Here is a 14,409-nt window from a genome sequence, read left to right on the forward strand (position 1 = left end):
GCTCTGCATGACCGCCTTTTTTTCGCTCCGCATGACCGTCTATTTATTAAGTGTTAATTCACTTGACTTCCCTATCCCTCACGACGAAAAAGAAAACACACGATTCGAGGGGTTGTGGTGCGGTCGTCGTCGTCAAACCACTCTTGCAGGGTTATGCAGCTAAAGCCGTGGCGGCGGGCCGTTTCGGTGAAGTCGGAGATGTGGTGCACGTAGCATTCCAGCTCAAAAATGCCCCCCGCAGCCGTATCAAAGCGGGCTTTGCTGCCCTGGTATTGCTTCAACGGGTGCAGCTCACCGATGTAAAAATGCCCTTGTGGTTGGAGAGCTTTGCTGGCCTGGGCAAATACGTGGTTTAGGTCCTGGATGTGCTCCAGAATAAGGCTGCACGTAATAAGGTTGGCGGGCGTGCGGCTGAACTTCCATGCCTGCGTAATATCCGCCTGATGGAAGGTAATGTGCGGCTGCTGCAGCTTCTCCTGAGCCCTGCGCAGCATTTCGGCGGAGAAATCGACGGCGGTAAGATGAGTGGTGCGAGCAGCCAGCCATTCGGTGTTTTTGCCGGTGCCGCAGCCCAGCTCTATTACTTCATCAAAATGCCCCCCAGGCACTAAGGAGCGAATGGCTTGCGCTTCTAAGTCGCGGGTTTTGTTCTGGACATCGTCGTAGCTGTCGGCCCAGGAGTTGTAGGCTTCTTGAATATTCATGGTTGAAAATTACTAGTGATCCTGGCGGTTTTAAAGGACGTTTTTTGCTTGGGATGGCCCTCATTTTCGTGCTTTTATAACGCTAGCATTCTGTGAGTTTAATGCTGATATTCATTCTCTTAGACGGCTTTTCTCCCATTCTACTCTTATTCTACAGCCATGCGTACTTCTACTGCTATTCTTTCTACGGCGTTGTTCACACTTTTTCTAACCAGCTGTCAGCAGCAAGCCGATGACCAACTGAGCCCACAGCCCAAAGCGGACCCCACCGAAGCGCTGACCACTCAACAGCTCGACTCGCAGATACTCAGCCGCCTGCGCGAAACGGGTCGGTTCGACTGGAATCAGGCGTCGGAGCACTTTGTGTGGAGCGCCCTCACCCGCTCCGACTACGTGCTCTCGGTGGGCTATAAGCCAGCGGGATTTGTGGGGGAATTGCCCCCGATGCTGCCTCGTCGCCGGCTTGGCAAGCCGCCCGTGCGCAGGTGCTGGAGCTGATTTTGGCCGAGGAGCGCAAAGCCAATCCCGACTTAACCCAGACACAGGTAGTTGCTTTCGAGGAAAATGTGCTGCCCGTACTCGACGTGACGGTGCGTGAGCTGAGCACGATTCAGAAACTAAGGGCCTCAGAGCTGGTGCGCTACGCTGAGCCGATAGGCTACGAGCCCAACCGCCGCCAGGCAGTGACAGCTAACAGCAGCGCGGCCATTCTGAGCAGCAGCGGCTGCGACAATAATGTGCCGAACCCCGATTTGGTGGCCGGCTCCGACTATACGGTGCTTGCCAACGGCAGCAAATCTTCCTGGAATCAGTCCGATCAGTTTCACGGCATTCGAGCTAGCTGGAGCCAGAGTACGGGCCAGGGCATCAAAATCGTTATTATTGATTCGGGCTCCTCCGATGCCCAGGAAAATCTGGGATCCGCTTTCAATCAGGGGTTGAGCCAGGGTCGCACTATTGAGCGACTGGTAACGCTGCCGCGCGCTTCCATCTTTGGCATTCCTACGGGGCCGGTAGAAACGCCCAACGACGGTTGCGGACACGGCACTAGCATGGCCGGCGCAGCTGCTGCGCCGCGGGGCACCGATGGTGCAGCCGTGGGCGTTGCCTACAATGCTAATCTAATTACGATTCGCGCCGCGCAGGATGTATTTCTTGATGCCAGCCGTGAAGTGAAAGGTGTGTCCGACGCTTACATTCTGGCTGGTAACCGCACCGACGTGCGCATTATCAGCATGAGTATGGGCCGCCTGACCAGCTCGTCGCAAATGACTGACGCGATACGTTATGCCTACAACCGCGGCAAGCTCATCTTCTGCGCCGCTGGCACTTCCTATGATTGGTCGTCGGGCTTTGTAGGAGTTACTTACCCGGCCACGCTGCCCGAAGTGGTGGCCGTGACCGGTCTGCAAGACAACCTTACTTCCCGCTGCGATGATTGCCACGTAGGAGCCAAGGTTGAGTTTGCGGTAGTGATGCAGAAGCCCAGCAACGACCGCGCGGTGCTATCGTTGGCCATGAGCGGCGACGCTCCGAGCACCGTGGGGGGCTCTTCGGTTGCTACGGCTACGATGGCTGGCATTACGGCCCTTGTTTGGGCACAACATCCTGCCGAAACCCGAGCCCAGATTATGAGTCGCCTGGTAGTCGCCAGCTCCAACCGGACGGCGCGTAGCAGCAGCTTCGGCTGGGGCCGCGTGAATGCGGCGGCGGCCGTGGGTGCGCTGCCACTGTAGAGACGCATACTTGCGTCTCGTCGTTGTTTAGTTGGTTAGGCTATAACAGATTATCCAACGACGAGACGCAAATATGCGTCTCTACAATGTTCAGCTTTCCTAGTTATTTAAAAAAAGCCCCCCAGCTCAACCACAGCCTACTTCCTGTCGGGCTCGTAGTAACTGGGATGGAAACATATGCCCTTGGTGACATTCACGGTGCCTTCCGCGCGCTGGAGCAGGTATTGGAACGCAGTCCTTTTCGACCCGGAATTGACCGTCTAATTCACTTAGGCGACGTATCTGACGGCTGGCCCGACACAGCAGAATGTGTGGAGCGCCTGCTCAATATCCCCAACAGCATCTGGCTACAAGGCAACCACGACTGGTGGACGGCAGAGTGGATGGCGACCGAGTCGCCACGGGAGGAGGTAAATATGCTGTGGTATCAGCAAGGCGGAAGGGCAACTTTTGAATCGTATGAGCGGAAACCGAAAGAGCAGACTGAACGGCACTTTCGCACTTTCTTTGGCAAGCAGCTGCCATATTTTGAGGATGAAGTAGGCAACCTCTACGTGCACGGCGGCTACGACCCCGACCTGCCAATAGCTGAGCAAGACCCCTACAGCCTTATCTGGGACCGGACGCTGTGGCGCAATGGCATGTTCGCCGAAGACTACCACGAATGCTTCATTGGCCACACGCCTACCTGGCCCGCTAGCGCAGTGCCCTGCCAGCGCGCCAACGTGTGGAACTTGGACCAGGGCGCGGCTTACGGCGGGCAGCTAAGTCTTATGAATGTGCGCACCAAGGAGTTTGTACAAAGTGATGTAGTTCAAACACTTTACCCCGGCGTGAAGGGCCGCTGACAAGCACTCAGCGCTACTTCACCGTAGGCGGATTGCGGTTGCCTCCCGTTGGTGCGCCACCGGCAAGCTGGGTTACCATGTCATCCAGTATTTCCTTGCTGTAGCCGATGCGGTTGGCGTATTCCATGCACAGGCCGTACTCACGAGGGTCAATCTGGCCGTCCTGCAACATCATCTGCACCAAAGTTTGCAGTTCCAAGGTGCGCTGCATGCCTTCGGAAGCCACCACGAAGCTGAGCACACTGAGGTTATCGGCAATGGGCTTCACGTCTTCGGCCGTCAGGCCAAGTTTCTTGCCTATTTGCAGCAGAAATTCTCCTTCACTCTTATCAAGTATGCCGTCGGCGGCGGCAATCAGTACCAGGTTTTGGAAAAAGCTCAGCTTCTTTTGCTGCGTATTCAGCAGCGTTTCGAGGTTGTGATAATCTTGCATGAGTGATAAAATAGGGTGGTTTTATAATCCCGACTAGCCTTGAGTGAATGAGCATGTACCACTCAGCTCCAGCACAGAACGCGTACCTTGCCGGCCCCACATGCTGGCAGCGGGGTGGTTGAGCCACTAGTTCTAAGAGAGTTGCAAGTGTAGCGAGGCATGAGTGGAATAATACATACTGCAGGCACCTGCCTGGGTTTCAGTGATCCTTACGTAGCATTTATGAAAAACGCTTACCTATTTCTGATCCTTTTTGCCTTGGGCTGCACAACCACCAAAATGCCCCCCACGCCTTCGCAGGACTTTTTTGGGCGCTTGAGCACCCTATGCAACCAGGCGTATGAGGGTAAAGTGGTGTTTCCGGAAGGCGGCAAAGACCCATTTGGGGGCAAAGCGTTGGTGATGCGGGTGCAGAGCTGTTCACCCACCGAAATCCGGGTTCCTTTTCAGGTAGGCGAGGATAAATCCCGCACCTGGGTATTCACCAAAAGTGACCAGGGTCTCCTGCTTAAGCACGACCACCGCCACCCCGATGGCACTCCCGATTCAGTGACTATGTATGGGGGCTACGCCAAGGCCGGCAGCACCCTGTATAGTCAAAGCTTTCCGGCCGATGACTACACGGCTAAGCTAATCCCAGCAGCGGCCACCAATGAGTGGTCAACGGTATTGAGCGAAGACCGCAAGACGTTCAGCTACATTTTGAAACGCGATGGGCAGCTACGGTTTCAGGCCGATTTCGACTTGACAAAACCACTGAGTCAGTAGATTGTATAGAAGTAGTCTCAAACTACTTGCTGATGCTGCGCATTGCCTTCTACCTTTTTTGATTGCTGGTGGGAGCCGGGAGCATTCAGGCCCAACAGCTGAAACCTGGTTTTGATAAAGCGGAGTACGTAGAGCTGCAGCTGCTACGCCTGCACGCACGCATCGCCGATACTACGTTTTTTGGCGCGATTCCGCGTCCGGCCCAATTTCGCATGGTGTACCGCTCGCCCGTCGTGGGCCTCGATAACCGCTGGGATTTGTGGACTAATACCAACTCGGTGGCTGTTATTAGTCTGCGCGGCACCACGGCCAACTCGGTAAGCTGGCTAGAGAATTTTTATGCCGCTATGCTCCCGGCCACGGGTGAGCTGCGCCTCACTCCCACTCGCACCTTCAAATACGCGCTGGCTACCAATTCGCAGGCGGCCGTACACACGGGCTGGCTGCTGGGCACGGCGTTTCTGGCCGATGATATTCTGGCCAAAGTCGATTCTCTGTACAAGCGCGGCACGCACGATGTCATCATTATGGGCCACAGCCAAGGCGGCGCGCTGGCTTATTTGCTCACGGCGCATGTGCGCTCCCTTCAGAAGCAGGGACTCCTTCCAGCTGACATTCGATTCAAAACCTATTGTAGCGCCGGCCCCAAACCAGGCAACCTCTACTTTGCTTACGATTATGAAGCTGCAACACAAGGCGGCTGGGCCTTCAATGTGGTAAATCCGGTCGACTGGGTGCCGGAGTTCCCGCTCTCCGTCCAGACGTTGAGCGACTTTAACCCTGTCAATCCGTTTGTGGGGGCCAAATCAATGATTAAAAAGCAGAAGTTCCCTCAAATCCTGGCGATGGGCTTTGCTTATAATCAAATGGAAAAGCCTTCGCGACGGGCACAGCAGCGGTATCAACGCTATCTAGGCAACTTTGTAATGCGGGCTGTAAAAAAGCAGGTGCCTGACTACCAAGGACCTGCTTTTTATTCCAGCAGCCACTATGTGCGGGCTGGCACTAGCATCGTACTACCCGCCGACTCGGCCTACCACACCAGGTTCCCGGACAATCAGGAGCAGCTATTTATGCACCACCTTTTTCAGCCCTATTATTATCTGGCTGAACGACTACACTAAGGCAAAAAAGCCCCCCAGCCAACAATAGCTTACTATCTTAAAAAAAAGCCTACTCTATTTAAAGAGTAGGCTTTTTCAGGATTTCTGGTTACCAGAAACTAGCTATTCATTTTCATCAAGGCCTCCACTACATCTTCCGAAATTCCGGTGCTACTGAAGCCACCGTCGTGGAGCAGGTTCTGCATAGTTACGTAGCGGGTCAAGTCGGAGAAGAGGGTAATGCAATAGTCGGCGCAAGCTTCAGCGGGAGCATTGCCCAGCGGCGACATCTTATCAGCGTAGTCGTAGAAGGCATCGAAACCGCCTACACCGGTGCCGGCTGTGGTTTTGGTCGGCGACTGCGAGATGGTGTTCACGCGCACCTTTTTGAGCTTGCCGAGGCGGTAGCCGTAGTTGCGGGCGATGCTTTCGAGCATGGCTTTGGCCTGCGACATATCCGTGTAATCGGGGAATACGCGCTGAGCGGCAATGTACGAGAGGGCCACAATGCTACCCCACTCTTTCATGGCGTCCTGACGTTCGGCTACAGCCATCATTTTGTGAAACGACAAGGCCGACACGTCCAGAGTTTGCTGGAAGAATTTATAGTCCAGTTCGCCGTAATGTTTCTTCTTACGAATGTTCGGGCTCATGCCAATGCTGTGCAACACGAAGTCCAATTTGCCCCCCAGGTGCTCTGTAGCCTGCGAAAACAGGTTTTCCAGTTCCTCCACAGAGGTAGCGTCGGCGGGCACGATAAGAGCGCCGCACTCCTCGGCTAGTTGCTTGATTTCGCCCATGCGCATGGCCAGCGGGGCGTTAGTCAGCACAAAGCGGGCACCTTCGGCGTGGGCTTTCTGGGCTACTTTCCAAGCAATGGACTTGGAATCAAGGGCGCCGGAGATAATGCCGACTTTGCCAGCGAGTAGGTTATTGGACATGTAAGGGAGATTGGAAGTTTAGTTGGGTCAGGTTGCGAAGGGTTCTTATCACGAAATAGGGTTATCCCATTTCCGGACAAGTGCCGGCAATTTAGCCAATCCTTTTCCTTTTGCCTCCTACTTCGAGTGAGCTATATTCTTATGATAAAACTACTCACTTATGGAGCGACTGTTCACTCTGTAGGTTATGAATGAGACCTGTAGCTATAAAATGTAGTCGCGCTTACTTATCTAATTGCATATGATATGCAATTAGCCATTTAATTGAAGATACTATTTGTAGATGCTTATAAAACATGAATGATAAGGGGAGCAGCATAAATAGAGAGACAAAGACAGTTCTTTTGGTATTACCGGAATAATATGGAAATAATATCACCCCGAATCCTGCAGCCATAAACAAGCTTGATAACATCTCCAACCTAAGGAATAAGATAGTATTGTTCGCTGGGTGATTGAGGTCGATGAGATGCTTAAAATAGTAGAATCCAATAATCCCTAATAGCCAAGTTATCTTGCCAAATAATTTAATTCGCTTGCCTTTGACGATTTCCATGTTAGTAAGGTGCGAAAAAATAAAGAGTTTCTATCCCTAATATTTAGTTTAGGCGGCCATTGGCTCACCACGCATAGCCAGCAACTCCCGTGCGCTTTCGAAGGCATTCTCACTAGGCTTGGCGCCGGCAATCATGTGAGCAATTTCGCGGATGCGCTCCTCAGTGCTCAACTGACGGATGCGGCTGATGGTACGGTCGGCACGGTCTTCTTTGTACACGAAGTAATGTGCGTCGCCGGCGGCGGCCATTTGAGGCAGGTGAGAAATAGCGACGAGCTGATGCTTCTTGGCCATCTGCTGCATCATACGGCCCACTTTCACCGCAATTTCACCGGAAATACCGGTATCAATCTCGTCAAACACAATTGTGGGCAAAGCCGTCTTATCGGCTAGCATGTACTTGATGCAGAGCATAAGGCGAGAAAATTCGCCCCCCGAGGCTGCCTTGCTCAGCGTTTGAGGTTGGGCACCTTTGTTGGCCGTGAACAGAATGCTCACCACATCGGTGCCGCTGGCGCTGGGCTGACTAGTGCTGTGCTGCACCACAATGCGCGAATGGGGCATTCCCAGCTCAGAAAGCAAAGCCGCCAGCTCTTTCTCAAACTTAGGAAATGCTTTCCGCCGACTTTCGGAAAGGCGCGCGGCTTGCTTGGTCACAGTAGCCAGGGCGCCGTCGGTGTCTTTGCGCAGGCGGGCAATTTCTTTGTCAAGGTTCAATACCGAGCCGACTTGCTGGCGCAGCTGGTCGCGCACTTCGATAAGGGCCGTCAGGTCGCGGACCTGGTGCTTGCGCTGGAGGTTATATAGCACGTTCAGGCGGCCCTGAAGCTCGTCGATGCGGGCCGGATCGCCTTCGGTGCGGCGCTCGGCGGCTTCTACTTCATCAGCAATATCGTGCAACTCAATAAGGCAGCTGTCGAGGCGGGCTTTCAGAGCTTGGAAAGAGTCAGCGTAGGCGGCAATCTGGCCCAGCATTGTAGCGGCCTCTTTCATACTGCCCGTAGCGCAGTACTCGCTTTCCGACAAGCTTTGATACGCTTGGCTGAGCTTGTACTTGATTTCCTCAGCGTGTTCGAGCTGCTTTATTTCTTGCTCCAACTCCTCTTGGTTTTCCTGATCTAAGCGCGCTTCTTCCAGTTCACTGAGCAAGAAGCTGTGGTAATCCAGCTCCTTGTTGGCCTGCGCTACCTGATTTTCCAGGGTTTTCAGGTCAGCCTCGAGCTTGCGGTATTGACGATAGGCATTGGAGTACTGACCCCGCGTGGGCACCAAACCGGCGTACAAGTCAAGCAGATTAAGTTGAAATACGGCATCACCCAGCAGCAGCGTGTCATGCTGGGAGTGGATGTCCATGAGGTTGGCGCCAATTTTCCGCAGCGTTTCCAAGGTCACCGGCGTGTCATTCACGAAGGCCCGCGACTTGCCCGTGGGACTGATTTCGCGGCGCAGAATACACTGAGCGTCGTAATCGAGGTCTTCGGAATCGAAGATATCCTGCAACTGGTAGTTGGAGATGTCAAACTGGCCTTCAATCACGCACTTGCTACCCGTATTGAACAGCATACGTGAGTCTGCCCGATTGCCAAGCAGCAAGCCAATGGCGCCCAGCATAATAGACTTGCCCGCGCCCGTTTCACCAGTAATTATATTGAGAAGGGCCGAAGGCCGCAGCTCCAGCGCCTCAATCAGCGCGTAGTTTTGAATGCGAAGATCAACCAGCATACAAGTTTGAATAATAAAGACAGCAGCGGCTCAATCTGAAACTTCACACGAAACGCCGGTGCTGGGGGGCTTTTTTTAAGAGTATGCTATAATGAAAGAGGCAAAAGATGACCTTCCACTTCCTTTCAGAGCATTAACACAAGAATCAACTAATAAAATTAGTTGATTCTTGTGATTCAACAAAAATAAGCCAAATTATTTAGCAACACCCACTTAGCTACAGTTCACCAACTAGCGCTGCAAAATCGCCTGATACTTGGCCGTGTTGGTAGGGTCAACTTCCGTGAGCAGGGCTACTACCTGCGCTTTCTGCTGAGGGTCGGAAGCGGTGCGGAAAATGTTCGCTATTTCGTCGGCTTTCGTATCGAAGAAAGCGCGGGCCAATAGCGTGCCTGGCCGGCGAACGGTGGCAGCTTGTACACCTTGAAGAGCCTTGAAAATACTAGCACGGGCATCCTCCGGCTTCTCTACAAAAATATCCAGGCCCTGCCGATAGTAGGCATACACCCCATTGCGGAAAGCAGATAGTTGTGGGTCCTGTAAATCATTGAGCAGCCAATAGCGATTGCGTGGCTCTGTGTTGCGCCAGCCTTGGTCGCCCTCCTGGGTTTGGGAAGCGGCTGTAGTCAGTATGTTTCGGGCGCGGTCGTAGTAAGGCGAGCCTCCCAGCGGCGAAAAGCTGTCCTGATCCATCCCGATCACGATATAAGCGTAATAGCTCAGCAGCGACGACAGATTCGACACAAATACATTGTCGGAATAGTCGAGCGGATTTTGCGGTGAGTAATTGAAAGCCCACCCTCTGTCGGCAAATGACAGCAAATTGGTTTGGTACCCCGTGCCATACACGGGACGCTCCGTAATGATGCGGGCAGTAGCCTGGTAAGAGCCGGTTTGGGGAATCCCAGTAATACCTATAAACAACCGGAAACGAATACGCTCTTCGGGTCGATACGTGATGCTGGTCCAGGTACGCGTGTTCAGAAACGACTGGATGTCCGTCCGCATTTGCTGCACGAGCTGCTGATCGGCAATGGTCACGTTTTCGGTAGTCACGCTTACTTCAGCCAGTAGCTCTTGGGCTTGAGACGGGCGCGCAAGCAGCGAGAGCAGACAGCAAAGTGAGAACAGCAGGTTACGCATGGGGAGTAGATATAGCAGAGAGCGAAGCCAAAACGGTTTGCACAATGTCGCGGGCCACTTCAGCTTTCGGCTTCAATTCAAAGATAGTCATTTGCCCCCCAGCGGTCAGCAGCGTCACTTTGTTGGTGTCGTGGCCGAAGCCGGCACCGGCGTCGCGCAGGGAATTGAGCACGATGAGGTCGAAATTCTTGCGCTGTAGCTTGGCGCGAGCGTGGGCTTCCTCATCATTCGTCTCCAACGCAAAACCCACCGAAAATTGTTCAGGCCGCTTCTGCTTGCCCAGTGTAGCGGCAATGTCAATGTTCTTAACTAGTTCCAAGGTCAGCGTATCGCCGTCCTTTTTGATCTTGTTTGTGGCCATTGACCGCGGCTTATAATCGGCCACGGCGGCGGCAAACACCCACACATCCGCCTGGGGGCAATTTTTGCAGCCGCAGCGTACATCTCGTCAGCCGTTTGCACCGCAATCACCTCAATTCGCGGATGTTGAATATGGAGTTGCGTTGGGCCACTGACCATCGTCACATCTGCCCCCGAGCCGCAAATGCTTCGGCCAGCGCGTAGCCCATCTTGCCAGTTGAGCGGTTGCCGATAAAGCGCACCGGATCAATGGGTTCGTAAGTAGGGCCAGCCGTGATGAGAACGCGCATAAAGAAGATTTTGAAAGAACGTCATGCAGAGCGCAGCGAAGCATCTCGCGTGCTGATGCTAGGTTACTACTCCTACTATCGTGAGCGAGATGCTTCGCTCCCGCTCTGCATGACAAACGTTGGCCTAGTTACCAAAAAACTCCTCCAGCTTCCGCATAATGTCCTCCGGCTCCAACATCCGGCCGGGCCCTGAAAGGCCGCTAGCCAGCTCACCGGGAGGCGAATCGAACACATGGTTGCCGAAACTGCGGAGGCGAGCGAGGTTTTCGGTTACGGCAGGGTGCGCGTACATGTCCAGGTCCATAGCTGGCGCCAAGAACACGGGGCAACGGGCCGATAGGTAAACGGCAGCCAGCAGATTGGGGCAGTGACCGTTCGCTAGCTGGGCCACGGTATTGGCACTAGCCGGAGCAATCACTAGCGCATCAGCCCACAAGCCTAAGTCCACGTGGTTGTGCCACTCACCCGCCGCTTCGTTCTTTAAAAAACCCGTCAGAACCGGATTTTTAGACAGCGTACCAAGCGTAAGGGGCGTGACAAAGGCCGAGGCCGAGGCAGTCAGAATGACTTGCACCTCAGCCCCGGCCTTAACAAGGAGCCGCACCAATAGGGCGGACTTATACGCAGCAATGCTCCCGCACACGCCCAGCAAAATTTTACGGCCTTGCAGCGCCATTGTGCGGTAGTTAGGAAGCGAAGTTTACTCGGCAGCGCGGGCTGGCGTTTCGCCTTCAGCGGGCATCGAGAAGTGTACTTTGCCTTCCAAAAACTCTTCTACAGCCAAATTGGTGGGCTTGGGCAGACGCTCGTAGTACTTGGAAATCTCGATTTGCTCGCGGTTCTCAAATACTTCTTCCAAGTTGTCAACCGTGGTGGCAAATTCGGCCAGTTTGCTGTTCAACTCTTCTTTCAGCGTGACCGAAATCTGGTTGGCCCGCTTAGAGATGATGGCCAGCGACTCATATACGTTGCCGGTCTGGTCAGCAAATTCCGACAGGTTGCGGGTTACGATGGAAGCGGGGACGTTATTCGGAGTTTTCATCTTAAATCAAATGGTTTACTGGTTGGATGGGTACATGCATGGCTCATGTACCCATTAAAATCTAGTTGACAGCAGCATCGGCGGCAGGTTTGAGCCTTGCTACCTCGGCGCGGGCATCATCATAGAATGATTCAGCCTGTTTCAGGTTTTTGCTCTGCGGATATGTATCAATGAAGCTCTGGTAGAAGGCAATAGCCTCCAAATAGCGCTCCCGCTGCTTTTGCTCAACACTTTCTTTCGCGTAGTAATACTGGGCAGCTACCTTCAAATAAGCCGCTTCCTCATTGTAAACAGAAGCCGGAAACTGCTGCTGAAAAGCTGTAAAAGCAACTACCGCCGATTGATAATAGCGCAGCTGATAATAAAGCCGGGCGCTCTCAAAGGCTTTGATATCCAGCTTCTTCTGTAGCTCCTGCGACATGCTCTCTGTCTCGGGGCGGAACTGGCTGGTGGGGTAGCGGTTCAGGAAATCCTGAATAGCCTCCAGCGCCGTGAAGGTGTTGGTCTGATCAAGCTCAAACTCCGGTGAGTCACGAAACAGCGACTTGGCGTACATAAACGAAGCCTCTTCAGCGTAGGTCGAATTGGGATACGTCTCGAAGAACGACTTGAAATAATACGAGGCCAACGTATAGTTACGCTGGCGGAAGTTCGTGTTGGCGAAGTAAAACTGGGCCTTCTCTGCCTCTGGGCGGCCACGGAGCAGCGGAATTAGCTCTTCCAGCAAGGTGCCGGCTTTAAAGAAGTCGCCTTCCTCATAGTATTTGAGAGCAGCGGTATATTTTTTATTCACGTCGTCGCTCTTGAGCAGCTTTTGGTAGCCGCTGCACGAGCCGAGCAGCAAAGCGCTCAGTAACAACAGAAAGAAGGTAGGGCGAAACAAGGGCATAAGGACGCAAAGGTAACGGAATACGGAGCCGAATCAAACGGCAGGAAGCGCGGACGAAGCTAGCAGTAGCGGAGCGCTTCTTTTAATTGACGGCCGCACGAACGGGTGTAGGGCGGCTGGGGGGCTTTTTGGCGTTCGGAGCGGCTTTTGGTTTTGCCTTTGGGGGGCTTTTTTTGGTCTTAGTATTCGTCTTTTTTGGTTTTGCCTTGGCGGGCAGATTGAAGTGCTTTCCTAACGTAGCCCGGCGGCTTGGTCGTTCCTTGATGCGCCACTGCATGCCTTTCAGAGTCTTGTCTTCCTCTTTGAGCTCGTGGGGCGGAATGAAGCTAGCGTCGGGGTTGGTTTGGAAGGTGATGGTTTGAAGTTTATTGTCGGCAAAGCGTAGCGCCATCGTGGCGCTAACTGCTTTGTTCATGCCGGTCGTGGTGGTGTCACCCTCAAGAGCAAAGTAGAGGCTCTCCGCGTTGCCAACCACATCAACTTTTTTTATTTTATTATCCCCGAAGTAGGCCACCATGTTGCGGCCTTTCACTTGATTAAAGTTGAGCAAGGTATCCTGGCCCACGATGAAAGCGTTGGCATACAGGCGCATCTGATCAATTTTGCCGCGGCGCTGCTGTATTTCCATGCTATCCGAGGTGAGCTGATTTTTATCGCTCCACAGAATCGGATTGCGGTTCAAGTAAATAATCGAGTCCTGCCGGTCGTATGTTAGCGAGTCGCAGCGGCCCTGCAAGTCGGCGCGGAAGATGCGCACTTTGGGAAAGGCATAAATAATGCCCCCGACGTTTGTCCCGGCTGCCCTTCCACGCTCATCAGCGTATCGGCGGCCAGAAACAGCGTGTCGCGGTCAGAAATATTGCGCATCACGGGCGCGCCGTACACTTTGGCCTTGCCCAAGGCCCGCCAGTAGCGCCCCACATCGCCCCGAATCAGGATGTTGTCCTTCTTGGAAGTCATGGACACATTGCCCGTGGCTACGCCATACTGTCGGGCCTCGTCGTACACTAGCTTATCACCACCAAGCAGATAATCCGGGGTTTCAATCTTCGCGTTACGCTGAAAGTTTGAGACCCGCGTAATCGTATTGTAGTAGCCATTCTCGGCGTATAAGCTCCGCCCTTCCTGCCCCGTAATGCGCGTTGGGCCAAAGAAGTAGGCAATCTTCGACACCGTGTTGTACTGCAAAGAGTCAGTGGTGATAAGGTTGTCTTTGGTAGTCAGGCGCACATCGCGCCGAAAGCTGAACACCTTCGATGCTGTATTATAATATCCCCGTTGGCTGGTCAGCGTGTTTTCGGGGTCAGTCAGGCGGCCGCCGTTGGTATAGTAGGCCTGCTTGCGGTTCAGATCGTAGTCGAGGGTTTGCGTGATTAACGTCATCCGCGGGTCACGCATCACTACGTTGCCCGTCATGCGTGCCTTGCGGGTGTCGCCGTCGTAAAAGGCTTGGTCGCCGGTAATTGTCAGCGTATCGTTTTCAACAATGCGCACATTGCTGAATGCTTCCAGTGCATTACGCCCGATATATTGGTAAGCCGAGTCGCAGTAGATAAAGGTGTTCTGCTGCTTAAAGCTCACATTGCCAATCAGCTTGCGAATTTCTACCCCGTTAAAATCACCGCCCACCAGCTCGCCCGCCGTCAGTAGTTCAATACGTTGGCCTTTGGGTGGAGTGCCGCCTTTTGGGGCCGGGCGTTGCTGGGCCAGTACAGCCAGGGGCAGCAACAACAGAAAAAAGAGGAGTCGTAGAAAACGCATTTCACCGCAAAGGTACAGAAGGCCCGGTGGTAACGCCCATCTTTGCAGCGTAGTGCCTTCGTAGTAGATTTCGCCCCCACCAGGAGCTTTCACCGCTGCTAAATTATTGACAT

General features: G+C 53.5%; 14 protein-coding genes and 1 pseudogene. 5 read left to right on the forward strand and 10 right to left on the reverse strand.

Going from position 1 to position 14,409, the window contains the following annotated elements:
• Nucleotides 1–71 precede the first annotated feature (71 nt).
• Nucleotides 72–704 carry a class I SAM-dependent DNA methyltransferase gene (locus H9L05_RS02115; protein ID WP_187732837.1) on the reverse strand — a complete coding sequence of 211 codons (633 nt, stop codon included), beginning with the start codon at nt 702–704 and terminating at the stop codon, nt 72–74.
• 159 nt (nt 705–863) lie between these two features.
• Between H9L05_RS02115 and H9L05_RS02120 the strand changes: the two genes are divergently transcribed.
• From H9L05_RS02120 to H9L05_RS02130, 3 genes are all read left to right on the forward strand, one after another.
• Nucleotides 864–1,202: a hypothetical protein gene (locus H9L05_RS02120; RefSeq protein ID WP_187732838.1), complete on the forward strand. Its 339-nt coding sequence runs from the start codon at nt 864–866 to the stop codon at nt 1,200–1,202.
• Entirely contained in the window at nt 1,190–2,440 is a 1,251-nt protein-coding gene (locus H9L05_RS02125) for a S8 family peptidase (protein ID WP_187732839.1), read from the forward strand. The genes H9L05_RS02120 and H9L05_RS02125 overlap by 13 nt, the downstream gene beginning before the upstream one ends.
• Before the next feature lie 167 nt (nt 2,441–2,607).
• Nucleotides 2,608–3,288, forward strand: a complete 681-nt coding sequence (locus tag H9L05_RS02130) for a metallophosphoesterase (protein ID WP_187732840.1) — start codon at nt 2,608–2,610, stop codon at nt 3,286–3,288.
• A 13-nt stretch (nt 3,289–3,301) separates the two neighbouring features.
• On the opposite strand, the gene H9L05_RS02135 is transcribed toward H9L05_RS02130, so the two are convergent.
• Nucleotides 3,302–3,721 carry a TerB family tellurite resistance protein gene (locus H9L05_RS02135; RefSeq protein WP_187732841.1) on the reverse strand — a complete coding sequence of 140 codons (420 nt, stop codon included), beginning with the start codon at nt 3,719–3,721 and terminating at the stop codon, nt 3,302–3,304.
• A gap of 222 nt (nt 3,722–3,943) precedes the next feature.
• Between H9L05_RS02135 and H9L05_RS02140 the strand changes: the two genes are divergently transcribed.
• Both H9L05_RS02140 and H9L05_RS02145 read left to right on the forward strand, forming a co-directional pair.
• Entirely contained in the window at nt 3,944–4,489 is a 546-nt protein-coding gene (locus tag H9L05_RS02140) for a hypothetical protein (protein ID WP_187732842.1), read from the forward strand.
• Between the two features lie 68 nt (nt 4,490–4,557).
• Nucleotides 4,558–5,613, forward strand: a complete 1,056-nt coding sequence (locus H9L05_RS02145) for a lipase family protein (RefSeq protein ID WP_223284683.1) — start codon at nt 4,558–4,560, stop codon at nt 5,611–5,613.
• 98 nt (nt 5,614–5,711) lie between these two features.
• Here the strand turns inward: H9L05_RS02145 and H9L05_RS02150 are convergent, their stop codons facing one another.
• From H9L05_RS02150 to H9L05_RS02190, 8 genes and pseudogenes are all read right to left on the reverse strand, one after another.
• A complete protein-coding gene (locus H9L05_RS02150; RefSeq protein ID WP_133273772.1) occupies nt 5,712–6,533 on the reverse strand; it encodes an enoyl-ACP reductase FabI in 822 nt (273 codons plus the stop codon).
• A 604-nt stretch (nt 6,534–7,137) separates the two neighbouring features.
• Entirely contained in the window at nt 7,138–8,811 is a 1,674-nt protein-coding gene (recN, locus tag H9L05_RS02155) for a DNA repair protein RecN (RefSeq protein WP_187732844.1), read from the reverse strand.
• A gap of 231 nt (nt 8,812–9,042) precedes the next feature.
• On the reverse strand, nt 9,043–9,954 hold the full coding sequence (gene porD, locus H9L05_RS02160; RefSeq protein WP_187732845.1) for a type IX secretion system protein PorD: 912 nt from the start codon (nt 9,952–9,954) through the stop codon (nt 9,043–9,045).
• Nucleotides 9,947–11,280, reverse strand: a pseudogene (locus H9L05_RS26650) (bifunctional phosphopantothenoylcysteine decarboxylase/phosphopantothenate synthase). Before H9L05_RS26650 ends, porD begins: the two are co-directional and overlap by 8 nt.
• Nucleotides 11,281–11,304: 24 nt before the next feature.
• Nucleotides 11,305–11,646: a DNA-directed RNA polymerase subunit omega gene (locus tag H9L05_RS02175; protein ID WP_187732847.1), complete on the reverse strand. Its 342-nt coding sequence runs from the start codon at nt 11,644–11,646 to the stop codon at nt 11,305–11,307.
• A gap of 61 nt (nt 11,647–11,707) precedes the next feature.
• On the reverse strand, nt 11,708–12,535 hold the full coding sequence (locus H9L05_RS02180; RefSeq protein WP_187732848.1) for an outer membrane protein assembly factor BamD: 828 nt from the start codon (nt 12,533–12,535) through the stop codon (nt 11,708–11,710).
• A gap of 82 nt (nt 12,536–12,617) precedes the next feature.
• On the reverse strand, nt 12,618–13,292 hold the full coding sequence (locus tag H9L05_RS02185) for a hypothetical protein (protein WP_187732849.1): 675 nt from the start codon (nt 13,290–13,292) through the stop codon (nt 12,618–12,620).
• Nucleotides 13,247–14,389 carry an OstA-like protein gene (locus H9L05_RS02190; protein ID WP_187732850.1) on the reverse strand — a complete coding sequence of 381 codons (1,143 nt, stop codon included), beginning with the start codon at nt 14,387–14,389 and terminating at the stop codon, nt 13,247–13,249. The genes H9L05_RS02185 and H9L05_RS02190 overlap by 46 nt, the downstream gene beginning before the upstream one ends.
• Nucleotides 14,390–14,409: the final 20 nt, after the last annotated feature.

Origin of the sequence: Hymenobacter qilianensis, from assembly GCF_014489555.1 — a bacterium.
GTDB lineage: Bacteria > Bacteroidota > Bacteroidia > Cytophagales > Hymenobacteraceae > Hymenobacter > Hymenobacter qilianensis.

Coding starts and splice junctions, on each gene's coding strand:
- H9L05_RS02115 (WP_187732837.1), bottom strand. CDS start 704: ATGAATATTCAAGAAGCCTACAACTCCTGGGCCGACAGCTACGACGAT.
- recN (WP_187732844.1), bottom strand. CDS start 8,811: ATGCTGGTTGATCTTCGCATTCAAAACTACGCGCTGATTGAGGCGCTG.
- H9L05_RS02175 (WP_187732847.1), bottom strand. CDS start 11,646: ATGAAAACTCCGAATAACGTCCCCGCTTCCATCGTAACCCGCAACCTG.
- H9L05_RS02180 (WP_187732848.1), bottom strand. CDS start 12,535: ATGCCCTTGTTTCGCCCTACCTTCTTTCTGTTGTTACTGAGCGCTTTG.
- H9L05_RS02150 (WP_133273772.1), bottom strand. CDS start 6,533: ATGTCCAATAACCTACTCGCTGGCAAAGTCGGCATTATCTCCGGCGCC.
- H9L05_RS02135 (WP_187732841.1), bottom strand. CDS start 3,721: ATGCAAGATTATCACAACCTCGAAACGCTGCTGAATACGCAGCAAAAG.
- porD (WP_187732845.1), bottom strand. CDS start 9,954: ATGCGTAACCTGCTGTTCTCACTTTGCTGTCTGCTCTCGCTGCTTGCG.
- H9L05_RS02130 (WP_187732840.1), top strand. CDS start 2,608: ATGGAAACATATGCCCTTGGTGACATTCACGGTGCCTTCCGCGCGCTG.
- H9L05_RS02120 (WP_187732838.1), top strand. CDS start 864: ATGCGTACTTCTACTGCTATTCTTTCTACGGCGTTGTTCACACTTTTT.
- H9L05_RS02140 (WP_187732842.1), top strand. CDS start 3,944: ATGAAAAACGCTTACCTATTTCTGATCCTTTTTGCCTTGGGCTGCACA.